General features: G+C 66.7%; 21 protein-coding genes, 1 tRNA gene and 1 pseudogene. 9 read left to right on the top strand and 14 right to left on the bottom strand.

Annotated elements, in window-relative coordinates:
* Window positions 1–30 precede the first annotated feature (30 nt).
* Entirely contained in the window at window positions 31–1,668 is a 1,638-nt protein-coding gene (locus QSJ19_RS21120; protein ID WP_286322972.1) for an acyl-CoA synthetase, read from the bottom strand.
* Window positions 1,669–1,899: 231 nt separating this feature from the next.
* Here QSJ19_RS21120 and QSJ19_RS21115 point away from each other — a divergent pair, with 231 nt between their 5' ends.
* Genes QSJ19_RS21115 through QSJ19_RS21100 form a run of 4 tightly spaced genes read left to right on the top strand, consistent with a single transcriptional unit; the run spans window position 1,900 to window position 5,429 of the window.
* Window positions 1,900–2,748 carry an ABC transporter ATP-binding protein gene (locus QSJ19_RS21115; protein WP_286322971.1) on the top strand — a complete coding sequence of 283 codons (849 nt, stop codon included), beginning with the start codon at window positions 1,900–1,902 and terminating at the stop codon, window positions 2,746–2,748.
* The gene (locus QSJ19_RS21110) at window positions 2,741–3,517 is read left to right on the top strand and encodes an ABC transporter permease (protein ID WP_286322970.1); all 777 of its coding nucleotides are present in this window, start codon (window positions 2,741–2,743) and stop codon (window positions 3,515–3,517) included. The genes QSJ19_RS21115 and QSJ19_RS21110 overlap by 8 nt, the downstream gene beginning before the upstream one ends.
* Window positions 3,514–4,311 carry an ABC transporter permease gene (locus QSJ19_RS21105; protein WP_286322969.1) on the top strand — a complete coding sequence of 266 codons (798 nt, stop codon included), beginning with the start codon at window positions 3,514–3,516 and terminating at the stop codon, window positions 4,309–4,311. Before QSJ19_RS21110 ends, QSJ19_RS21105 begins: the two co-directional genes overlap by 4 nt.
* Before the next feature lie 38 nt (window positions 4,312–4,349).
* Window positions 4,350–5,429: an ABC transporter substrate-binding protein gene (locus QSJ19_RS21100; protein ID WP_286322968.1), complete on the top strand. Its 1,080-nt coding sequence runs from the start codon at window positions 4,350–4,352 to the stop codon at window positions 5,427–5,429.
* Here the strand turns inward: QSJ19_RS21100 and QSJ19_RS21095 are convergent.
* The 11 genes and pseudogenes from QSJ19_RS21095 to QSJ19_RS21045 form a co-directional block, all read right to left on the bottom strand.
* Window positions 5,419–6,342, bottom strand: a complete 924-nt coding sequence (locus tag QSJ19_RS21095) for a LysR family transcriptional regulator (RefSeq protein WP_286322967.1) — start codon at window positions 6,340–6,342, stop codon at window positions 5,419–5,421. The two genes, QSJ19_RS21100 and QSJ19_RS21095, sit on opposite strands and share 11 nt — an antisense overlap.
* Before the next feature lie 10 nt (window positions 6,343–6,352).
* On the bottom strand, window positions 6,353–6,559 hold the full coding sequence (locus QSJ19_RS21090; protein WP_286322966.1) for a hypothetical protein: 207 nt from the start codon (window positions 6,557–6,559) through the stop codon (window positions 6,353–6,355).
* A gap of 148 nt (window positions 6,560–6,707) precedes the next feature.
* On the bottom strand, window positions 6,708–7,688 hold the full coding sequence (locus QSJ19_RS21085; RefSeq protein ID WP_286322965.1) for an ABC transporter substrate-binding protein: 981 nt from the start codon (window positions 7,686–7,688) through the stop codon (window positions 6,708–6,710).
* Window positions 7,689–7,851: 163 nt separating this feature from the next.
* The gene (locus QSJ19_RS21080) at window positions 7,852–8,037 is read right to left on the bottom strand and encodes a hypothetical protein (RefSeq protein ID WP_286322964.1); all 186 of its coding nucleotides are present in this window, start codon (window positions 8,035–8,037) and stop codon (window positions 7,852–7,854) included.
* A 340-nt stretch (window positions 8,038–8,377) separates the two neighbouring features.
* A pseudogene (locus QSJ19_RS21075) lies at window positions 8,378–9,517 on the bottom strand (IS3 family transposase).
* Window positions 9,518–9,735: 218 nt separating this feature from the next.
* Complete coding sequence (locus tag QSJ19_RS21070; protein WP_286322963.1) at window positions 9,736–10,494, bottom strand: hypothetical protein; 759 nt, start codon at window positions 10,492–10,494, stop codon at window positions 9,736–9,738.
* Between the two features lie 403 nt (window positions 10,495–10,897).
* A tRNA-Thr gene (locus tag QSJ19_RS21065) sits at window positions 10,898–10,973 on the bottom strand.
* 69 nt (window positions 10,974–11,042) lie between these two features.
* The gene (locus QSJ19_RS21060; protein ID WP_502876300.1) at window positions 11,043–11,906 is read right to left on the bottom strand and encodes an esterase/lipase family protein; all 864 of its coding nucleotides are present in this window, start codon (window positions 11,904–11,906) and stop codon (window positions 11,043–11,045) included.
* 75 nt (window positions 11,907–11,981) lie between these two features.
* Complete coding sequence (locus tag QSJ19_RS21055; protein WP_286322962.1) at window positions 11,982–12,413, bottom strand: VOC family protein; 432 nt, start codon at window positions 12,411–12,413, stop codon at window positions 11,982–11,984.
* A gap of 59 nt (window positions 12,414–12,472) precedes the next feature.
* Complete coding sequence (locus QSJ19_RS21050; protein WP_286322961.1) at window positions 12,473–12,928, bottom strand: helix-turn-helix domain-containing protein; 456 nt, start codon at window positions 12,926–12,928, stop codon at window positions 12,473–12,475.
* A 7-nt stretch (window positions 12,929–12,935) separates the two neighbouring features.
* Window positions 12,936–13,571: an ASCH domain-containing protein gene (locus QSJ19_RS21045; RefSeq protein WP_286322960.1), complete on the bottom strand. Its 636-nt coding sequence runs from the start codon at window positions 13,569–13,571 to the stop codon at window positions 12,936–12,938.
* A gap of 45 nt (window positions 13,572–13,616) precedes the next feature.
* On the opposite strand from QSJ19_RS21045, the gene QSJ19_RS21040 reads away from it, so the two are divergent.
* Entirely contained in the window at window positions 13,617–14,285 is a 669-nt protein-coding gene (locus tag QSJ19_RS21040; RefSeq protein WP_286322959.1) for a 4a-hydroxytetrahydrobiopterin dehydratase, read from the top strand.
* Window positions 14,286–14,342: 57 nt separating this feature from the next.
* Here QSJ19_RS21040 and QSJ19_RS21035 read toward each other — a convergent pair whose 3' ends face one another.
* Window positions 14,343–15,569 carry an NAD(P)-dependent malic enzyme gene (locus QSJ19_RS21035; RefSeq protein WP_286322958.1) on the bottom strand — a complete coding sequence of 409 codons (1,227 nt, stop codon included), beginning with the start codon at window positions 15,567–15,569 and terminating at the stop codon, window positions 14,343–14,345.
* 249 nt (window positions 15,570–15,818) lie between these two features.
* Here QSJ19_RS21035 and QSJ19_RS21030 point away from each other — a divergent pair, with 249 nt between their 5' ends.
* From QSJ19_RS21030 to QSJ19_RS21020, 3 genes are read left to right on the top strand one after another with little or no spacing between them, the layout of a single operon-like run.
* Window positions 15,819–16,487 carry a GntR family transcriptional regulator gene (locus tag QSJ19_RS21030; protein WP_286322957.1) on the top strand — a complete coding sequence of 223 codons (669 nt, stop codon included), beginning with the start codon at window positions 15,819–15,821 and terminating at the stop codon, window positions 16,485–16,487.
* Window positions 16,484–17,884 (top strand): MFS transporter, encoded by a 1,401-nt coding sequence (locus QSJ19_RS21025; protein WP_286322956.1) that lies wholly within the window; start codon window positions 16,484–16,486, stop codon window positions 17,882–17,884. Before QSJ19_RS21030 ends, QSJ19_RS21025 begins: the two co-directional genes overlap by 4 nt.
* Before the next feature lie 39 nt (window positions 17,885–17,923).
* The gene (locus QSJ19_RS21020) at window positions 17,924–19,972 is read left to right on the top strand and encodes a DUF6541 family protein (RefSeq protein ID WP_286322955.1); all 2,049 of its coding nucleotides are present in this window, start codon (window positions 17,924–17,926) and stop codon (window positions 19,970–19,972) included.
* Between the two features lie 70 nt (window positions 19,973–20,042).
* On the opposite strand, the gene galE is transcribed toward QSJ19_RS21020, so the two are convergent.
* Complete coding sequence (galE, locus tag QSJ19_RS21015; RefSeq protein ID WP_286322954.1) at window positions 20,043–21,062, bottom strand: UDP-glucose 4-epimerase GalE; 1,020 nt, start codon at window positions 21,060–21,062, stop codon at window positions 20,043–20,045.
* An 87-nt stretch (window positions 21,063–21,149) separates the two neighbouring features.
* On the opposite strand from galE, the gene QSJ19_RS21010 reads away from it, so the two are divergent.
* On the top strand, window positions 21,150–22,073 hold the full coding sequence (locus QSJ19_RS21010) for an alpha/beta hydrolase (protein ID WP_502876298.1): 924 nt from the start codon (window positions 21,150–21,152) through the stop codon (window positions 22,071–22,073).
* Window positions 22,074–22,200 lie beyond the last annotated feature (127 nt).

Genomic DNA, 22,200 nt, shown 5'->3' with positions numbered 1-22,200 from the left:
CGGGTTCGTCCCCGGGGATCGGGCCGGGGCTCAGTTCAGCGGACCCGTCGGCAACAACCGGCGGACCAGCTTGCCCGTGGGATTGCGTGGCAGTTCCTCGATGAAGACGACATCGCGCGGCACCTTGTAGCGGGCCAGATTCGACTTCACGTGGGCCTTGATGTCCTCGACCTGCGGGTCGGCGCCCGGGAGGCGAACGATGAACGCGCGCAGGCGGGTTCCGAACTCATCGTCCTCGACCCCGACGACTGCGACGTCGGCGACGTGGGGATGCTCGGCGAGCAGGTTCTCCACCTCGAGCGGATAGACGTTCTCGCCCCCGGAGACGATCATGTCGTCGTCGCGACCCTCGATGAACATCAGGCCGTTCTCGTCGAAGCGCGCCATGTCGCCGGTCGACATGTAGCCGTCGATGATCTGCTTGTTGCGGCCGTCGGTGTATCCCTCGAACGGCGCCCCGTTCTTCACGAACAGCCGTCCGCGCACGTTGGTGTCGGTGATGCGCTTGTCGTTCTCGTCGTAGAGCGCGAGGTGGCTGCTGACCGGGGCGCGACCGACCGTGCCGGGGGCCAGTCGCAGCTCCTTCGGCTGCGCCACCGACGCGACCGCGACCTCCGTCGAGCCGTAGAGGTTGTAGAGGACATCGCCGAACGCGTCTTGGACCGCTTCCGACAGTGTCGGCGACAGGGCTGAGCCGGCGATGACGATGATCTTCAACGATGACAGGTCGTACTTGCCGATGATCTCCGGTTCGAGGGCCACCATGCGGTGCAGCATCGTCGGGACGGCGACCAGCATGTCGGCGCGGTGTTGGGCGATCGCGGCGAGGGTCTTCTCGGCGTCGAAGCGGCGCATCACGACCGTCTTGTTCCCGAGAGCCGTGCTGACACCCCAGAGGGCGAAGCCGGTCGAATGGAAGATCGGCGAGACGATGACGGAGGTGCCGTGCTGGGGGATCGGGATGCGATCCAGGATGAGTGCACTCGTGAACGGTGAGAACCGGCCTCGTGCAGCACCTTTCGGCAATCCGGTGGTACCGCTCGTCAGGATGACGAGTCCGCCGATCTCGTTCGGCTCGGGGGGCGTGCTGGTGTCGCCGGTGCGGACGATGTCCTCGAGGGTGCGTGCACCCTCCGGGACGGGGCGGTTGCCGTCGACCCACGTCAGATAGCGCGAGATGTCGGCGGGCAGATCGTCGAGCAGGTCGATGAACTCCTCGTCGAAGAGCATCGCCTTGACGTTCTCGCGCTCGGCGACCTCGGCGAACTGGGTCTTGCCGAACCCGGTGTTCATCATGGCGAGGCGTACCCCGGCGAGGCCGGAGGCGACGAGCACGGTCAGCAGACCGCGGTGGTCGCGGGCGAGCACTCCGACGACGCTGCCGGGCGTCAGACCCGAGGCGAGCAGGTCGTTGGCCAGGGCGTTCGCGTTGCGCTGCAGTTCGGCGAACGTGAGGGTGCCGCGTTCGTCGGTCAGTGCGGGATCGTCGGGATACTCCTCGGCGCCGTGCATGATGATCGTCGCCGGGGCGCCCAGAGTCTTGCTGCGCTTGACGGAGGTGATCAGCTCCTTGGGCTTGCCGAAGTCCAGTGCACCGGACTTCTGGAGGACCCGCATCGCCCCGACGGTGTCGGTGAGGGTCTGAAGATGATCGCGGATCGATGGCATGCGCCAAGACCTCCCTGCTGTGTCGCACATCACGGTACCGTTGCCACTCTATGCGCAACTGACAATCGGCGTGTTCAGAATCGAGCTGAGCTTAGTCGGTGTGCTCGCGCGCCTCGATGCGGGCGGCCTGCCGTCGTGGTCGGGTCGGCACCGGGCGATGTTGCCAGTGGTGCGACACTGATAATTCAGCGGTAATCAGCCAGCAACACCCGGCTCCTAACGTCACGATCCATGAGCGCAGCCGATCCGCGGCCGCCGGGCACCGGCATCGATATCACCGACCTGACGAAGACCTTCAGCACTCGCACCGTGCGTGGGTCGTCGAGCGTCACCGCACTCGACGACGTGTCCCTCGCGACGCCCGAGGGCTCCTTCGTGTCATTGCTCGGACCGTCGGGCTGCGGGAAGTCGACCGTGCTCCGAATCCTGGCCGGCCTCGAGGAGCCGTCCGCGGGCAGGGTGCTGATGAACGGGCAGTCTCCCGCCGAGCTGCAGCGAGATCACGAGTTGGGCATCGCGTTCCAGGATTCGGCGCTGCTCCCGTGGCGATCGGTCGAGTCGAACATCAAACTGCCGCTGCAGGTCGGCCGGGTGCCCGTCGACGACGAGCAGATCGCGGACCTGATCGAGCTGGTGGGGCTGACCGGATTCGAGAAGTCCAAGCCGGCAACCCTGTCCGGCGGTATGCGACAGCGCGTGTCGATCGCCCGGGCCCTGGTGGTGAAGCCGACGGCGCTGTTGCTCGACGAGCCCTTCGGTGCCCTCGACGACATGACCCGGCAGCGCCTCAACATCGAGTTGCTGCGCATCTGGACGGAGAAGCCGGCGACGACCCTGATGGTCACCCACGGGATCGCCGAGGCGGTCTTCCTCTCCGATGTCGTCGCGGTGATGAGTCCGCGGCCGGGCCGGATCATCGAGATGGTCCCCATCGATCTGCCGCGACCGCGCGTGCCGGAGATGATGCGCACACCCGAGTTCCATGCGATCCACGATCACCTGTCCGGTCTGCTGTTCGGCACCGGGGGAGCGGCCGGGGTCGCCGACGCGGCACCCGTCGTCGGGACCACCGGTGGGTGATCGTCGGACCGGGAACCGTTGGTATGCAGGAATCCTCGGGATCGTCGGGCTGATCCTCCTGTGGTGGGCCGCCGGCGCGTGGGAATGGTTTCACGGCACGATACCCACCCCGGGTGCCGTTCTCGCGACCATCGCCGACACCGGAGCGTCCTTCTACGTCGAGAACTTCTCGTCCACAGTGGAACTCGCGTTGCGCGGATTTCTGTGGGGCAACGGCCTGGCCATCGGCCTCGCAGTGGTCGTGGTGCTCATCCCGCCGATCGAGGGCCTCGCGACGCAACTCGCGATCATCTCCTACTGCACGCCGATCATCGCGGTTGCGCCGATCATCCAGGTCGCCTTCGCGCAGGTCCAGACGATGATCGTGTTCCTCGCCGCCATCTCGGTCTTCTTCACCACGATGATCGGCACGCTGAGCGGTCTACGGTCTCCGGCGCGCGGAAGTCTGGACCTGGTCAAGGTCTACGGCGGCGGACGGATGTCGCAGCTGTGGCGGGTGCGCTCGGTGTCGGCGCTGCCGAGCACGCTTGCCGCCGTGAAGATCGCGGCCCCGGCCGCCGTCCTCGGCGCGGTCCTCGGTGAGTTCCTCGCGATGCCCGACAAAGGGGCGGGGCCGGCGATGATCGTGGCTCAGCAGCGCGGCGACATCCCCGAGGTGTGGGCGATCGCATTGCTCAGCGGCGCCATCGCCGGCGTGGCCTATGCGGCGATCAGTGTCGTCGCGCGGTTCGCGACGCGGTGGTCGTCCGGGATGGCGGTGTTGCGGTGACCGCGGCGGGCGTGGCGGGCATCGGCCGGTTCCTCGGATCGCTGCTGCTGTCGTTCGTGCTCATTCTCGTCATCTGGTGGTTGTTTCTGCTCGCGTTCCCCGACATCGGGCCGATCATCGGGCGCACCCCGGTCGACGTGTTCGGGTACCTGTTCACCGCTCCCGACGCTGATGTCGCGCGCGGTGAGATCCTCGACAACCTGTGGATCACGTTGGGCGACGCGGCGATCGGCTTCGTCGTCGGCATGATCGCGGCGATCCTGACGGCCGCCCTGTTCGTGCTGTCGCGGCCGGCGGCGCAGACCTTCATGCCGATCGCCATGCTGCTGCGGTCGGTGCCGCTGGTCGCGATGACGCCGCTCATCACGCTGGTCGTCGGACGCGGCGTTGCGGTCGTGGCGATCATGGGCGGCATCGTGGTGTTCTTCCCCGCCCTGGTCATGATCATGACCGGCCTCGCCAACGCGCCGCGGCAGATCGACGACGTGATCACCGTCTACGGCGGCAGTCCCCTGACCGTGCTGCGCCGGTCGGCGGTCCCCGCGGCGGTCCCGTCGCTGTTCAGTGCCGCGAAGGTCTCCGTGCCCGGAGCGCTCGTCGGGGCGACCGTCGCCGAATGGCTCGGAACCAACACGGGTCTCGGAGCGACTCTGCAGCAAGCACTCCCGGCCGCGGCCTACGACGAGCTGTGGGCATCGGTTCTTGTCATCACGGTGGCCTCGATCGTCCTTTACGCCATCGTCGGCGTCGCGGAGACCCTCGTCCTCAGCCGGATGGGGATGCAGCAGAACTGATGTCCCGGGATCGGATCCGGGGGAATGGAAGGGAACACATGAACAACTCCATCGGGCGTGCCGCCTTCGACCGGCGCTCGTTCCTGCGGTATTCGTTGACCGGGATGGGCGCCGTCGGTGCTCTCGGTGCGACCGGAGTGCTCGCGGCATGCAGCAGCGGAACCAGCGATTCCGGCGGTGGCGCTTCGTCGACGAATCCGAAAGTGCAACTGTCATGGCAGAAGAACATCGAGTTCGCCGGTGAGTACTGGGCGCTGGAAAAGGGGTACTTCGAGAAGGCCGGGGTCGGGACGCCCGAGTTGATCACCGGCGGAGGGGCGGGAACCGGCGTCGAGACCGGGCTCACTTCCAACAAGGTGTGGATCGGGATGACCGCGCCGCAGCTGACCGCACCCGTCATCCTGCAGGGTGCCAAGCTGATGACCGTCGCGGCCACGTTCCAGAAGAATCCGTTCTGCATCGTGTCATCGGTAGACCGCCCGATCGCCACGCCGCAAGAGATGAAGGGCAAGAAGATCGGTGTGCAGGCGTCCAACGAGAACGTCTTCAAGGCGTTGCTCACCGCGAACGGGATGACCGAGAACGACGTCCAGAAGATCACCGTGCAATACGATCCAACGCCCTTGACCAAAGGGGATGTCGACGGGTGGGTGTCGTACGTGACCAATGAGCCGATCACGCTGGCCGCCAGCGGTTTCCCGAATACCAACTTCTTGTTCGCCGACTTCAACCTGCCGCTCGTGGCGGAGACGCTGGTGGTGCGTCAGGAGACGATCGACAACGAGCGCGACAAGGTGAAGGCCTTCCTCGAGGCCGACATCCAGGGCTGGTACGACGCGGTCGCCGACCCGGCCGGCTCGGCCAGGCTCGCCGTCACCGAGTACGGCAAGGATCTCGGGCTCGACGAGGCCGAGCAGACCAAGGAGGCGACCGCGCAGAACGGGCTCGTCGTGTCCGCCGACACCGACGCCAACGGCCTGCTCACGATGACCGATGCGTTGATCGAGGAGAACATCGTCGCCCTCGAGAAGGCCGGTTACACACTGAAACCCGAGCAGATCTTCGACATGTCGTTGATCAAGGAGGTGTACGCGGAGAACCCGGGACTCAAGCGGTAGGGCCGGACGTCGCCCGGCCGGTCGCGATCGCGATGTCGAGCAGATCGCGCGCGGGGCCGCGCAGCGTGATGCTCGGCGTCCACACCGCGCGCAGCGGACGCACCATGCGCAGACCGGCGACGGCGATCTCGACGAGTCGGCCGGCGGCGATGTCGTCGTCGATCGACAGTCGGGAGAGTACCGCGGCGCCCGGTGAGTTGAGCACGGACGCCCTGATCGCCGTCACCGACCGCAGTTCGATCAAGGGTTCGGCTGGTGTGACGCCCGAATCCCTCAGTGCTGCTTCGTAGGTGACCCGCGTCCCGGAACCGTGTTCGCGTTGGATGAGGGGGGTGGCGGCCAGTTCCTCCAGCGACACCGGCCGTCCGTCGGCCCAGCGATGACCCGGTGCCGCGACCACGACCAACTCGTCGCGGGCGACCACCGCGGAATCGAGATCGGTGACCGGCCCTGGGTTCTCGATGAACCCGAGGTCGGCGTCTGACGCGTGGACGGTGTCGATCACCTCGGTCGAATTCATCGGCCGCACAGAGATTTTCACGTCGCTGCGATGCGCGAGTGTGCTGATCCAGATCGGCACCAGGTATTCGGCGACCGTCTTCGATGCGGCGACGACGAGGGTGGCATGGCGGGCGCCGACGAGTGTGTCGACGCCGGCCATGAACTGGGCGGCTCGTTCGACCAGGGCGTTGGCCCATTCGAGGACGGGCATGCCGTTGGTGCTGATATCGACGCCGCCGGCGGACCTGATGAAGATCTCGATGCCGAGCTCTCGTTCGACGCCGCGCACGCGCGCACTGACCGCCTGCTGGCTGATGCCGAGGTCGCGGGCGGCGGCGCCCATGCTGCCCAGGCGGGCGACCGTCACGACGACGTCGAGCGCGGCGATGTCGGGGAGTCGGCGCGCGACCACGACCGCGGAACTACTTCGTAGGCGTCCCGCCGCCCTCGGTGTCGTCGCTGCCGTCGTCGGTGTCACCGTTGCCGCCGTCGCCGCCCCTGTCCGCCGAGTCCTCGTCGTCGCGGAGCGCGTCGTAGCCGTCCACACCCTCGAGCACGGTGAGCTCTTGGTCGATCGCGGCGGACACGGCTTTCGCCTCGTCCCTGATCTTGTTGATGAAGTCCGACATCGTCTGCTCCTCGTGGTGGGCGATCGGGTCTTGCCATCGGGTGTCGCCAGCCGGGTGATGCCCGTCGGCGCCGCCGCTGACCGGTGGTCCTGCCTCCACTATAGGGAGGTGGCGGCGAGCCTGATCTGCGTTCGCGGGTGCGCGCGTCTCACGGATTGCGGTACTGCGCCAGAGCGGTGTCGAAGCGGTCGAGAATGTCGTTGGCCTGACCATAGTTGCTGACCAGGCCGTACCCGCCGGGGTGGACATTGCCTGCCCGCCCGGCCGCGGAGTCCGCGACGAACGGGGAATTCACGACCGAGGCGACTTTCCCGAACGGCTTGACCGGATCGCTCATCGTCGAGCTGTAGAGGATCAGCGATCCGTCCACATGGTCGCCGAGCTTCTCGCGGGAGAGCTGTGCCTCGCCGGGCCCGCGGGTGGCGGTCATCGTCGTTGCGGACGGGGCGAACTGCGCACCGGCCGCGGTGAGGATCTTCCCGACCATCGACTCGGGGCCGTACGCCCAGAAGTCGGCGTCGTCGTAGGAGTCGAGGAAGTTGATGCGCGCCGCGCGCAGTGCGTCGGTGTGGGACGCGGCGACGGCCTCGGCGTGACGGGCCAGATCCGCGTCGAGCTGCTTCTTCTGCTCGGGTCGGTTGACGGCGTCGGCGATGATGCCGACCCGTTTCTGCCAGTCGCTGCGGAGTTCGCCCTCGATCGGGACGAGGACGACCGGCGCCACGCTCCGCATCTGGTCGAGAACCCCGCTGTTGGTGTTGCTGTGCGCGAGGATCAGATCGGGCTTCAGCTCGAGGATCTTCTCCACGTTGATGTTCTCGCCATTGGCCACGACCCGTACATCCTGCAGCTTCTTCGCGTACTCCGGGATGACGATCGACGACGGCACCTTCGCGATGCCGACGGGGACGATGCCGAGGTCGAGGAGGGGCTGGGTGCCGATGTTGTGGGTGGCGACGACCCGCTCGGGATGCACCGGTACCTCGACCTGGCCGGCGGGTGTGTCGATGGTCCGCGTCTGCGCCGCGGCATCGTCGGTGTCTGTGCCGCCGCAGGCCGCGAGCACGAGGGCGACCGCGCTCAACAGGGCGATGGCCCACGATCGGGTGCGGGTGGATGCGGACGTCATGCGAGGCCTCCGTCAGGTTCGATGATACTTAGGTGAACCTAACATTCGGTCGACGACAGTTGGCGTGTGCCTCCCGTGACGGGCATTCAGATGATGTGCTCAATGGGCTCACCGACGACATGGCCCTGTCCGCAACGGCGGGCGCCGCAGGTCAGGCACCAATCTAGACGGCGGCCAGCTGGTTCTCGTCGTATAGTCCGGAAACTGGTTCGTCGGCACCGTCGATGTTCAACTCCACATGTACTTGCCCACCACGCACGCTGGTGACCACTCCGTCAACGAGACGGCGACCGAAACGGACGCGGATCCGATCGCCTGGCTGCAACGCAGCGTCTTTGTGCTCGTTCATGGCGTCCTATCAATCCCAGTGATTGCCTGTGAGGTCGACGACGTGTGCGCCCACAACCTTATCGAAGCCGGAACTCGCAGTATGTAGCGAACTCCGCCATCTTCTGAACGTCGCAAGACTGAGTGGTTGCTTGTGACGAACTTCTGCGAGGAAGGTTCCGAGCGCCATCGCCGATACGCCGGCGAACGAGTTTGCACGCCGGTCGTCGTCTGCGGGGGTCAGCACCGCGTCGAGTTGTCGCGCGTCGGCACCTCGTCGGCACCGATGGATCATGTGGTCTCGTGGCAGGTCCCCGATAACCGGTCCAGGCAGTTCTAGAGCCAGTTCCTTGTTGTGATCGTCAGTCGATCTCGCAGCCCACGGGATGTTTGTGGGTGCATCCGGCAGCGTACTCGGCCGGGGTCTGGTAGCCCAGCGCTGAGTGTCGGTGTCGGTGGTTGTGGTTGTCTTTGAAGTCTTCGATGACCACGCGGGCCTCGAGCAGGGTGGGCCAGCAGTTGCGGTTCAAGCACTCGTCGCGCAGCCGGTTGTTGAACGACTCGATGAACCCGTTGTTCCAGGGTGTGCCGGGGCGGGATGTAGGAGATCCCCACCGACCCCGCGCAGAACGCTTGTAGTGCTTCTGAGATGAACTCAGGGCCGTTGTCCATCCGCAGCACCATCGGCGGGCCACCCCAGATCGCGAACACCTTCTCCAACTCCTCGATCAACCGCTCAGCCGGGATCGACCGGTCCACAATGTTCAGCAACGACATCCGGGTGTGCTCATCCACCATCGACGCGATCTTGACCTTCTTCCCATCCACGGTCGAATCGAACTGAAAGTCCAACGCCCACACTACCTTCGGTGCGTCCGCGGCGATGATCGGCACCGATGACTGGCCCGCCCGTTTACGCCGCGGAGCGCGGCGAACCTGCAGGCCCTCCTCTTTCCACAACCGGTGCACCTTCTTGTTGATCTCGATGCCGTCGTCGAAGCGCAGATGCGCCCACGCCCGCCGGAACCCGTGCCGCGGATTCTTACGGGCATAGGTGCGAAGCTGCTCGCGTAGTGCGGCATCGGGATCGGCCGGGGTGTGTGCCTGCGGCAGCCGCCGATACGCGGAACGGGAAAGCCCAACTACCTTGCACGCCATGCGTTCTGACATGCCCTTGACCTCTTTGAGCATCTCGATGGCGGCCCGTTTGGCGGTTGGGCTCAGAATTTTCCCTTGGCGATGTCCCGCAACGCGTCCTTCTCCAACTCGGCATCAGCGAGCAGGCGTTTGAGGCGGCCGTTCTGCTCGCGTAGCTCTTTGAGTTCCTTCGCGCCGTCGCCGTCCATGCCGCCGTACTGGCGGCGCCAGTTGTACAACGTGGCCGCCGACACCTCGAGATCGGCAGCGATCTCCTCACCGGTCTTGCCGTCAGCCGCCAGCTCGTCGGCTCGGCGCAATTTGCGCACGATGTCCTCCGCCGAATGCCGCTTACGTCCTGCCATGTCCTTCATCGTCCCTTCTCCGCCCTCATCAGGGCAATCAGGACTCTAGAAGAACCCGGACCGGATCACGGGGGACACGCCACTCGGGTACGAGTCCTTGGGGGCTAACGCCGAAATGGGCTCTCGACGGGTTCTTGTGGATCCGATAGCCGTCGCTAACGGCCGCCCACGCGCTCCATGTCAACGAAAGGGTCTGCCGCGTAGAGGGTTACGTGTTTCTAGACCGCTACACGGGTGTACCCGTGATCCTCTGTCAGATTGCTGTCGTGTGAACGCACGGACTCCCGCAACGCAGCCAGTAGATCAGCGACCGCAGAGTCGTCCTCCGCGGGGTGGTTGCCCGGCTCACCTCCTCCGGCGCCAGCTTCGCTGGCTCCCGCATACAGACCAAAACCGCGGAACAAGTCAGCGAAAGTGCTGTCAGGCGTGAGCCCCAGGTCTCCAAGGTTCTTTGCCTCAACGTCGTCGTTTGACTCCGCGGAATGGCCTTCCAGGGCAAGCCAGAGCAGCATATTGCTGCCGTCGCCGTGAGTCCCTCGCGATACGACCCAAACTGAGTCGAACGGGGTCATTTGTGAGGTGACTGAACCCAGGGTGTCGATGGGCTCGACCGGAACAATGATTGCGTCGCCACTGGCCGCTGGCTGCTCGAAGAACCATTGGACCTGATCGGCGGACTGGCTCGATACATACGTCGTCAGAACCCGCACCGCACCTTCAAGTGTGGCGGAGTCGAGTTCTCCACGAATCCAAATGCCCGTACCCTTATCCGCCTCATACTCGACGAGCTCGCGAATCTCCGGAAGTTGATTGGTCGGAACGTCGAGTGAGAATGCGAGAGCATCACGGTACTGTTGGCGTGCATCATCTAGATCGTCTGCACCGCCGACGATGCTTTCGGGCATGGAGTAGAACTGCCACTGGGGCCCGCCGGACATGCAGGAGCGGTAGACAACCACTTGTGTGTTGCTAGTCATCAACTCACACCTCTCTCCGTGCGTCCTGCGCGCTAAGTCCGACATCTTTAACTAGGACACGCCGGACGATGTTCCCGTTGATTTCAACACGGTCATGATATGCGAACGTGAACTCAGCATCGTTGCCCTTGTATCGACGGTGTGAACCGTTCTGGCGGATCGGCGGTCCACAGTGACGCTCGATGATGCGAACCAGGTCGGATGCGCGTACGGACGGCCGCCTATCACCCATGCGGTCTCCGTATGGTCACGCGGTGATGCTACTTGACAGTTGAGACGATTGGACGTCACGCGAGACGCACGGACGCGCCGAGCTTTCCGACACGTGTGAGATCGTCGCCCTCAAACGCGCGGTCTAATGACAGGTGTCGCCGCGAAAACTGCTTTTACCTGCTGTTACTCGTGGAGCCGCCCAGGGGAATCGAACCCCTGACCTATTCATTACGAGTGAATCGCTCTACCGACTGAGCTAGGGCGGCGTGCTGCGCGCGGCAGCGCTCACGAGTGTAGCGAGGGGTGCCGCGCCGCTCCAAACCGGCGGTCGGCGGTCAGCCCGGGTAGTCGTCGCCGCAGGGAATCGGCACGCGGTCACCGGGATCGAGGCTGTTGCGTACGAGCGCGGCGACCGTCGGGGAGAACGCCATGCCGAGGTGCCCGATCTGCGAGGTCGGGCACACGTCCTGGACTCGGGTGTTCGTGACGTCGGCGCCGGGCGTCATCAGCGAGTTCTGCCACGGGGTGACGATCTCGTCGAACGTCGTCGCCAGATTGACGTATCGGATGCCCGGGTGTCGTGGTCCCCAGTCGTTCTCGCCGGGCTCTCGTTCGGCGGCGGGCAGGCGGTCGGTGATGTTCCCGGTGCGCGAGAAGCCGCGGTTGGGAGCCGACAACCCGATGATCGCGTCGATGTGCTGAGCGCGACCGGGAAGCTGGCTCACCAGTTGTGCGATCGCACCGCCCTGCGAGTGCCCGACGAAGTCGACCTTTCGGGCGTGGGTCGCGGCGAGCACGCGGTCCATGAGGGTCGCGGCCTGTCGGGCCGACCGGTCCTTGTCGCCGAGGCCGCCCACGTTGCCGCTCCAACTCGTCTGGCCGTAGGTCAGGCTGAACACGCAGTAGCCGGCGTTGGCCAGTGTCGGGGCGAGATAGGCGAGGTTGGCGTCCTGGTTCAGTGCGGTTCCGTGCAGGAGGATCACCGGATCGCGACCGGTGCGATCCTGGCAGCCGGGGCGGTTCGATCCCGGAGGAGCGGTCGTCGCCGGGCGGCTGAAGCCGGTGGCGATGGCTGTGTTCACGTCGGTCGTCACGGGGTACGGCGCCGCTGACGCCGCACCTCCGAGCACACCCGTCGCCATCGCCGCGACCACGACAACACCGCTGATCAATCCGAACCGCCGGGACGTCCGCTTCATCAGCTCAGTCTGCGCCCTGCGGGCCTCGGTGATACGGCGGTCACGAAGATCCGCCATCGGCGCCCGGCCTCCGCCTCACGCAGACGCGAGGTCCGGTGCCAACTGCGTGAGGCGCACGCTGTTGCCCGATGGGTCACGGAAACCGGCGTCGATGCCATAGGGGCGCTGCTCCGGCGCCTCGGTGAACTCGACACCGCGCGAGGTGAGTTCGTCGTACGACGCCTGGCAGTCGTCGGTGGTGAGAAAAACCGTCCCGGCGAAGCCCTTCGCGGTGAGCGAGGCGATCTCTCCCTGTGTTCCCGCATCGATCATCGGGGGTCCGGGGATGGCCATCAGGACGATGGACACATCCTGTTGTCCCGGCGGGCCGACGGTGAGCCATCGGAATCCGCCCATCTCCGGGAAGCTGACGTCCTGCCGGAGCTCCATACCGACCTTGCTCGTCCAGAAGTCCAGTGCGGCATCCTGGTCGTGGACCCAGAGCTGCGCGCTCGCAACGCGAATCATGTTGTTCACCTTTCGTTTTCGGCGCTCGCGGCGCCTCATCGTGTGTGGTGAGGTCCACGCTACGAGGTGGGATGGCCGGCGCTCTTCTTCCCCTGTGCTGTCTTGTCGGCGCGAGTGGTCGGCGCGGGCCGTGTGAACAGGCGCATGACGCAGGTAGGCACCGGCACGTATGCCCGTGCAGGCGGGAAGGACGCGCGGTAGGCGGTCGGTGTCGCGCCGAAGGCCTTGCTGAAACTCGTCGTGAACGACCCGACACTGGACAGGCCGACGCTCATGCAGATGTCGGCGACCGATCTGTCCGTGGTGCGCAACATCGCGGCCGCACGTTCGAGTCGACGGGTCTGCAGATATGCGTGCGGCGATTCGCCGAAGGTTGTCGCGAATGTCCGGCTGAAGTGCGCGCGGGACAATCCTGCGGCAGAGGCCATGTCGTCGACGGTGAGGGGCTCCGCGAAGCGGGCGTCGACGAGATCCTTGGCGCGCAGCAGGTGGCGTGCCGGCGGCGGGCTGGGCATGGGTCGATTATGCGCCGTCGGCGCCGGGCTCATCGAGCTTCGCGAGCAATGCGCGACCTCGCGGCGACAACTCGTAGCCCACCTCCAGACTTCGCGTCAGTCCCAACTTCTTGAGCTTGCGGACGTCGAGCTTGAAATCAGGCCGGCCCCTGCCCAATTCGGCCGCCAGTTCGGTGGAGGCGACCGCCGGTCGGCGCGCAATGACGTCGAGCACAGACCGGGTCCAGGGCCCGTGGGAGGACCGATCGTCGAGACGGGCGAGCCGAAGCCGCAGATCGGCGACGTCGTCGTCGGAGAGTTCATCGTCGGCGCGCAACGCGATCCGCGGATCCGGTCCGGCGTACCGCAGACCCACCCGGAAGGACGGATCGGCCCCATCCGCCGCCGGTCGGGTCGACGTGCTGCGGCCGTCGGGCGCCCGGAGTCGGGTGACGGCCTGTTCGGCCGAGTCGAATCCCGCACGCCGGGCGTCGTCGTCGGAGATGTCGGTGGGGTCGATCTGCTCGACCGACACGATCTCGACGACGCCTGCCGAACTGATGAAAGTGGAGCCGACCGTGACGCGGACCGCCTTCCATCGGCGGAAGGCCAGGTCAACTGTCCCGTCCGCGACACCCTGGGCGATCCGGGCCGGCAGCAGCACATCAGTAGGGTACCCAGATCGCGGGTACGGTCGTAGTGTCGAATCATGACCGGATCCACTGGAACACCTGTCAGCGGTGCCCAAGCTACCGAAGCCCTCTCCGAACCATGGCGTGTTCTCGCCGACACCGTGTACGCCGCGTACAAGACCGGCGGCATGGTCAAGGGCGGCGAGTTCGTTGCGAAGATCATCGATGCCGCGGAGGCCGTCCAGCATCACCCGGACATCGACCTGCGTTACGGCTCAGTGCATCTCGCGCTCACCACGCACAGCGCGAAGAAGTTGACCGAAGCCGACGTCTCGCTGGCCAATGCGATCGCCGGGATCGCGGCCGACCTGGACCTCGAGCCGTTGCCCGCGCCACCCGGACGTTTCGACCTCGCGATCGATGCGCTCGACATCTCGGCCATTCGCCCGTTCTGGCTGGCCGTTCTCGGCTATCAGGACGAACCCGACAACCCGCACATCGACCTGACCGACCCCGCCGGAATCCTGCCCGGGGTGTGGTTTCAGCAGATGGACGAACCCCGGCCGCAGCGCAGCCGAATGCATGTGGACCTGTGGGTGCCACACGACGTGGTCGACGAGCGCATCGCGGCCGCCGTCGACGCGGGCGGCACGCTGGTCACCGACGAGTTCGCGCCGGAATGGTGGGTGCTCGCCGACGTCGAGGGCAACGAGATCTGCCTCTGCACCTGGCAGAACCGGGACTGACAACCGATTCAGGGCAATGGTCCGCGCGAGTCGCGGACCATTGCCCTGAATCCGGGGTCAGGCGTTGTCTTCCGCCTGCGCCGCTGCCGCGACAGCTGCGGCGACAGCGGGTGCGACGCGCTTGTCGAGCGGGCTCGGGACGATCCGGTCCGCACGCAGGTCGTCGGCGACGACGGAGAAGATCGCCTCGGCCGCAGCCAGTTTCATGCCCTCGGTGATGCGGCGGGCGCCGGCGTCGAGCGCTCCGGCGAACACGCCGGGGAACGCGAGCACGTTGTTGATCTGGTTGGGGAAGTCGCTGCGCCCGGTGGCGACGACGGCTGCGTACTTCTCGGCGACCGTCGGGTGGATCTCCGGATCGGGGTTCGACAGCGCGAACACGATCGGGTCGGCGTTCATCGAGGCGACGAACTCCTCGGCGATGGTGCCCGCGGACACCCCGATGAACACATCGGCGCCGGCCATCGCCTCGGCCGCGCCACCGGAGAGCGCGCGGGGATTGGTGCGGGCCGCGAGGTCCTGCTTGACCTCGTTGAGGTCGGAGCGGTCCGCGCTGACGATGCCCCGCGAATCGAGGACGATGACGTCGGGCACGCCGGATGCGAGAAGGATGTTCGCGCAGGCGACGCCGGCCGCACCGGCACCGGAGATGACGACCTTGAGGTCGGGCGCGTCGCGATCGAGCAGTCGCAGTGCACCTTTCAGGGCGGCGAGCACGACGATGGCGGTGCCGTGCTGATCGTCGTGCATGACCGGGCAGTCGAGCGCCTCGATGACGCGCCGCTCGATCTCGAAACAGCGTGGCGCCGAGAGGTCCTCGAGGTTGACCGCGCCGAAGCTGGGCCGCAGGCGGATCAGGGTCTCGACGATCTCGTCGGGGTCGTTGGTGTCGAGCACGATCGGGATCGAGTTGAGTCCGGCGAAGGTACGGAACAGCGCGGACTTGCCCTCCATCACCGGCAGCGACGCGCGCGGACCGATGTCGCCGAGACCGAGCACTGCCGACCCGTCGCTGACCACTGCGACCAGCCGATCCGTCCACGTGTACTTGTTCACGAGATGGGTCTCGCTGTCGATCGCGCGGGACACCTGTGCCACACCCGGGGTGTAGGCGATCGACAGATCGCGCTGGGTGTCGATCGGCGCCCGCAACTCGACGGAGAGCTTCCCACCGACGTGGGCCATGAAGATCTCTTCGTCGGTGATCGGCAACTCGTCGATCGTCGGCTCGTTGAACGGGGCGCCCGCCTTGTCGGTGTGGGCGTTGTCTGCCGTGCTGGCCACGGTTCTCCTCCTGATAACCCGCATCGATCACCGGGTGTCGACGGTGGCGCCACGTCAGTGGGGCGCCCCTACATCTGCTGGTCTCGGGGGACTCTGGATGGGGTTGCCCTCCGGCCGAACCACGAACCACCGCGTCCTGACGAGAGGTGAACCCGGGCGCGGAACCCGATCAGTGTCGCACCGCCTGAGCGGCCGGATCAAGGTGCCCCCCGATTGATCGTTCGGGTTGATAAGATGCAACTTGTGTCTATGTTGTCCACAAGCGGTGAATCGGCTGCTGAACGCGTATATCGCGAGGTCAAGGCCCAAATCCTCACCAACGGGATTGCCGGCGGTGAGCTGATCAGCGAGGGCGATGTGGCTACCCGATGTGCCGTCAGCCGGACCCCGGTGCGGGAGGCATTCCTCCGTCTGGAGGCCGAGGGCTGGATGCGTCTGTACCCGAAGCGCGGTGCGCTGGTGGTGCCGATCTCCGATCGAGAGGCCCGCGATGTTGTCGAGGCGCGTGCGTTGCTCGAGGAGCACGCCGTCCGAGGGATCGCGGGCCATGCCGCCGATCGGGTGGCCCTGGCCGGTCAGCTGGGCGACAACGTGGCCGCGCATTCCGCGGTCGACCCCGACGATCTGGCCGAGTTCTCGCGCCTCGACGTCGAGTTCCATCAGCTGATCGTGTCGGCCGGCGACAACCCGCTCCTCGCCGACTTCTACGTGAGCCTCGGCGAGCGGCACCGGCGGATGACGACGTCGAGCGTCCACCGCAACACGGCGGTCGCGTCTCGCATCCTCGACGACCACCGCGCCCTGCTGGCCGACATCGAGCGTGGAGACGCGGACGCGTTCGCCGCCGCGGTCGTCGTGCATCTGGCCGGTGTGCACGACCTGCGGGACGTGACGACGACGCTGCGAGGCCGACAATGAGTCTCACGACGGCCCGGCGCGCGGCGCCGACAGAGGTCGCCCGACGCCGACGGTGGTTGCCGGTGTCGCTGGCCGTGTTCACCGCGGCGTGGGGTGGCAACGAATTCACGCCCCTGCTCGTGATGTACCGGCAGGACGGCGGTCTGTCGGCGGTCGCGGTCGACGGTCTGCTGTTCACCTATGTGCTGGGGATCGTTCCGGCGCTGCTGATCGGCGGGCCTCTGTCGGACCGTCTGGGTCGTCGTCCCCTGATGATCCCGGCGCCGGTGTTCGCCGCGCTCGGATCGTTGCTGCTCGCCGTGGGACCGCATTCGCTGGCATTGCTCAGTGCGGGTCGCATCGCCAGCGGTGTCGCGCTGGGGTTGTCGATGGCCGTCGGCGGAAGCTGGATCGCCGAGATCAGCGCTCGCGACGGGGACCGGCCGGGGGCGGGTGCGCGTCGAGCGGCGATGAGCTTGACCGCCGGTTTCGGTGTCGGGGCCGGACTGGCCGGCGTGCTGGCGCAGTGGGGTCCGTGGCCGACGGTGACCCCGTACGCGGTCAACATCGCGCTCGCGGCGGCCGCGCTGGCGGCGCTGGCCCGCGCGCCCGAGACCCGCCGGCGTCAGACCGTCCGTGGGCGTCTCGTCGATGATCTTCGGATCCGCGGCATAGGACACCGGCGGTTCGTGTCGGTCGTGGTCCCGGTCGCGCCGTGGGTGTTCGGTGCGGCCGCGTCGGCGTACGCGATCATCCCGGCGCTGATGTCGGCGCGGACCGCCGGCGCGCCGATCGCCTTCGCCTCACTGTGTTGCGTGCTCGGGTTGGGTGCGGGTTTCGGGATCCAGTCGCTGGGCCGACGGATCGACGATCCGGATCGTGCCCGCGGTCCGGTGCTGGCGTTGATCGTGCTGGCCGCGGGCATGGCGCTCGCCGCCGCGGCGGCCGTGCAGTTGACGATCTGGTTGTCGCTGGTCGCAGCCGTGGTCCTGGGGTGTGGGTACGGCATGGCGATGATCGCCGGACTGCTCGAGGTGCAGCGGATCGCAGATGCAGGGAATCTGGCCGACGCCGGGAGCGGAGTGAGCGGGTCGAATCTGGCCGACGCCGGGAGCGGAGTGAGCGGGTCGAATCTGGCCGACGCCGGGAGCGGAGTGAGCGGGTCGAATCTGGCGGGCCTGACCGCGGTGTTCTACAGCGTCACCTATCTGGGGTTTGCGATCCCGGCGCTGCTCGCCTGGATCTCGGAGACCTTCAGCGCTGTCACCTATCCGTGGATGTTCGGTGCCGGGGCCCTCGCCGCGGTGGTCTGCCTGGTGGTGGTCGTCGTCGGGCACCGCGCGGATCGTCGGATCGCGGTCGCGACGATGTCGCCGGTGGGCGATGCGCTCGGACGAGGCGAGGTGCACGACCGGTAACCTCATCGTGATTCGTGAGGATGCGGGAGGTTGCGGGCGATGATGCTGGGGGCGTGGGTCACCGTGGTGACGGCCCTGGTGCTGGTCGTGCCCGGTGCCCTGGTCGGACGCCGGATGACGTTGCCGTGGCCGGTGGCGATCGCGGCGGGCGCGCCGATCACCTTCGCCGTCGTCAGCGTGTTCACCGTCCTCTACTCGGCGATCGGGTTCGAGTGGAACGCGGTGACGGCGCTGTTGGCAGTGGTGCTGACTCTGCTCGCGGGTTGGGCGTACGCGGCGGTGCTCGGCACCCGACGATTGCGCGGGTTGACGCCCGAGCCGACTCCCGACGACCCGCCGCTCGATCGGCGCGCGACCCTCGCCCTTATCGGTGGGGTGCTCGTCGGGGCGGTCATCATCGCGATCACGTGCATCCGTCCGCTGGTCAACACCGCGTTCGCCGGGTTGAACAACATCTCGCAGGTGTGGGATTCGCTGTGGCATGCGAGCTCGCTGCAGTGGATTCACGAGACCGGGGTCGGCTCGGCGCTGCGCATGGGTGAGTTGATGAACTACGACACCCACGGCTTCAACTACTACCCGAACACCTGGCACGCGCTCGGTGCGGTGATCATGCCGCTCACCGGCGCGAATCCGGTCGAGCTCTACAACACGTACTCGCCCGCCGTTCTCGCGATCACCGTTCCGTTCGGTGTCGCGTCACTGGCCTATTGGTTCGCCCGTCACCGCTTCGACGCGAATCGTTCGGCGGTGCTCGCCGGGGCGGCGGCCGCGGTGTCGGCGCTGTTCCCGTCACTGCCGTATGTGGAGGTGCAGCTGACGTCGGTGCCCAACGCGGTCGGGGTCTCGATCGCGCCGATCGCCGCGATGCTGGTCATCAGCGCGGTTCGTGACCGGCGACGTGTCCTGCCCGCCGCGGTCGCGCTGTCGGGTGTGACCGCGACGCATCCGTCGGGGCTCATCCTCGCCGGGGTCATCGTCGTGCTGTGGTGGCTTCTGGAAGGTCTGTGGCGTCCTGCGTACGGGCGCCTGACCGATGTGCTGACGTTGGTCGTCACCGGCGGGATCACGGTGGTCGGGATCGCGCCGGTCGTCTACGGGACGATCTCGGTCGCCGACACCAACGAACTGCCGTTCTTCGATTTCCGTGAGGAGGGGATCGGGGTCCTGAAGGGTCTGGGGCAGGCCGCCTTCAACGGCACGATCCCGCTCGAGCAGCACTATCCGCTGTGGGGTTTGATCATCCTCACCCTGCTCGGTCTCGGTGTGCTCGCATGGATGCGTTGCTGGGCAGGTCTGGCCGGGTGGGTGGTGTTCGTTCTCGTCACCGCCAACTCGGTGGTCGCGCTCGGAGCCCTGTCTTATCCGCTGGGTGCGATCGGCGGCTACTTCTACAATTCGCCGCACCGGTTGACGTTCGTCGTCGCGATGTTCTCGGCGGCGGCCGCTGGGCTCGCGCTCGGGGTGATCGCATTGGCGGTGGCGCGGCTGGTGGGCGGGTGGTTGTCGTCGGACGAGAGGGGCCGCTCCGCGCGGGCGCGATGGGCGATGCCCGCGGCCGTCGCGGTCTTGATGATCCTGATCGCGGGGGCCGGGGTGGTGCGCTACGCCGCCGATGCCCAGATCGCGTCGAAGGAGCGGGGCGGCAAGTACATCGGGCCCGACGACCTCGCCGCGTACCACTGGCTGGAAGGACAACCGGGCGCCCGGGATTCACTGATCCTGAACAACCTCGACCAGGGCACGGGCTGGATCTACCCGGTCACCGGACTCACCCCGCTGTTCCCGTTCTATCGGGCCAACGACTTCTCGCAGCGTCAGCGCGATCTGTACTGGGGTGTCTCGATGATCGGTGCCGACCCGCACATCGATCAGATCGTGCGAGACATGAACGTGCGCTATGTCATCGACAGTCCGCCGAGCTACTGGCCGTTCCAGAACGGGGTGCCCGATCCCGAGAACGGGGTGCAGGGTGACCCGTTCCTCGCGCTGCGGCTGCACGGCGCGCCCGGCCTGGCACCGGTGTTCCGGCAGGGCAACGTCACGATCTATCGTGTCGACGACGCCGTGCTGGCGCCGCAGGGCTGAGCCCTTCCCTGGTCCGATCGCGTCGCGGGCCCGGTCCATCGGATCTGGTCCGTCGTCGTCGAGACGCGGGTCAGGCGTCGGGATATCCGTCCGGATTCTTCGACTGCCAGCGCCAGGTGTCGGCGCACATGTCGTCGATGGTTTTGGTGGCCCGCCAGCCGAGTTCGGTATTGGCCTTGGTCGGGTCGGCGTAGGAGGCGGGGATGTCGCCGGGTCGTCGGGGGGCGATCTCGTAGGGGATCGGCCGTCCGCTGGCCCGTTCGAAGGCCTGGATCACCTGCAGCACCGAAACACCTTGTCCGGTACCGAGATTCCAGATGGACATCGGGTCGTCGGCGTGGCTGATCCGGTCGAGCGCCGCGACGTGGCCGGCGGCGAGGTCGTCGACGTGGATGTAGTCGCGCACACCCGTGCCGTCGGGGGTGTCGTAGTCGTCGCCGAACACCGACAGCTTCTCGCGTCGTCCGACGGCGACCTGCGCGACGAACGGCATGAGGTTGTTCGGGATGCCGCTCGGATCCTCGCCGATGTCGCCACTGGCGTGTGCACCGACGGGGTTGAAGTAGCGCAGGGCGGCGATCCGCCACCGGTTGTCGCTCGCCGCGACGTCGGTGAGGATCTGTTCGATCATCACCTTCGTCCACCCGTACGGGTTGGTCGCCGACGTCGGCAGATCCTCGGTCATCGGCAGTGAGGGTTCGGCGCCGTACACAGTCGCCGACGACGAGAACACCAGGGTGCGGACGTCGTGGCGTCCCATCGCCCGCAGCAGGGAGAACGTGCTGTCGAGGTTGTTCTGGTAGTAGTCGAGCGGCTTGGCCACCGATTCGCCCACCGCTTTGAACCCGGCGAAATGGATGACCGCGTCGATCGGCTCGTGGCTGAACAGGTGCTCGGTCTTGTCGACGTCGGTGAGGTCGAAGGAGTGGACGGCGACGGGACGGCCGGTGAGGGCCTCGAGACGCCCGACGACGGTCGGCTTCGCATTGCTGAAGTCGTCGACGACCACGACGTCGTGACCGGCGTCGGCGAGGCGGATGACGGTGTGTGAGCCGATGTAGCCGGCACCACCGCTGACGAGTACGCGCATGGTGACCACGGTAGGCAACGCGCCTGCGTGTTCGCCGTCGGGTGCCTGTGTGTTGTCGACGTCATCGACTCGGGATACGGTCTGCGTGTGTCGCGGGCAGACGTGGAATTCCTCTCAGGTGACGCCGGGAGTGGAGCGCGCCGAGACGCGTGTCGAGGGTGGCTGTACCTGCCGGAGTCCCGGCAACCCGCGCCGATCATGGTGATGGCACACGGTCTGGGAGCCGTGAAAGAGATGCGGCTCGACGCCTTCGCAGAACGGTTCTGCGACGCCGGTTATGCCTGCCTGGTGTTCGACTATCGGCATTTCGGTGCCAGCGACGGCCGGCCGCGTCAGCTCTTGTCCATCAAGCGTCAACTCGAGGACTGGGCCGCGGCGATCGCGTACGCGAGGACGGTTCCCCAGGTGGATCACGGCCGCGTGGTGTTGTGGGGGACGTCGTTCGGCGGTGGTCATGTGATGGTCGCCGGTGCGCGTGATGGGCGGGTGTCGGCGGTCATCGCGCAATGTCCGTTCACCGACGGCCTCGCGTCGACCCTCGCTCTCGACCCGGTGTCGGCGCTGAAGGTCACCTCGCGTGCCGTCGTCGATCTCGCGTCGTCGGCGCTGGGTCGTGGGCCGGTGACCGTCGGGTTGGCCGGAGTCGGTCACGAGGCGGCGTTGATGACCGCGCCGGACGTCGTGGACGGATACCTTCCGCTTATCCCCGACGGACAATCCTTCACCAACGAGGTCGCGGCGCGAATCGGTCTCAGCATCCCGTTTCATCGGCCCGGGCGGGCGCTGCAGCACATCACCTGCCCGGTGCTCGTCTGCGTGTGCGACCGCGACACGGTCGCGCCGCCGCGGCCGACGGTCCGCTTTGCGCGGCAGGGTCCGACGACACAGTTCATCCGCTATCCGCAGGGCCATTTCGACATCTATCGCGGGGAGGCGTTCGAGGAGGTCGTCGCCGACCAGGTCGACTTCCTCGACCGGGTTGTGCCGCTGCCGGATCAGGGCCCTTCGTGACGCCGCCTTGCCCGCTCGGCGGCTCCTCAGTGGTCGGGGTGGGACACCGAGTTCTTCGATCCCTGAGGAGCGAGCTTGCGAGCGTCTCGAAGGGTCAGCCGATGACTTTCTCGGTGCTCGCGTAGCC

This window comes from Gordonia sp. ABSL11-1 (genome assembly GCF_030315685.1).
Taxonomy (GTDB): domain Bacteria; phylum Actinomycetota; class Actinomycetes; order Mycobacteriales; family Mycobacteriaceae; genus Gordonia.
This window is presented reverse-complemented; position numbering and strand designations above follow the sequence as displayed.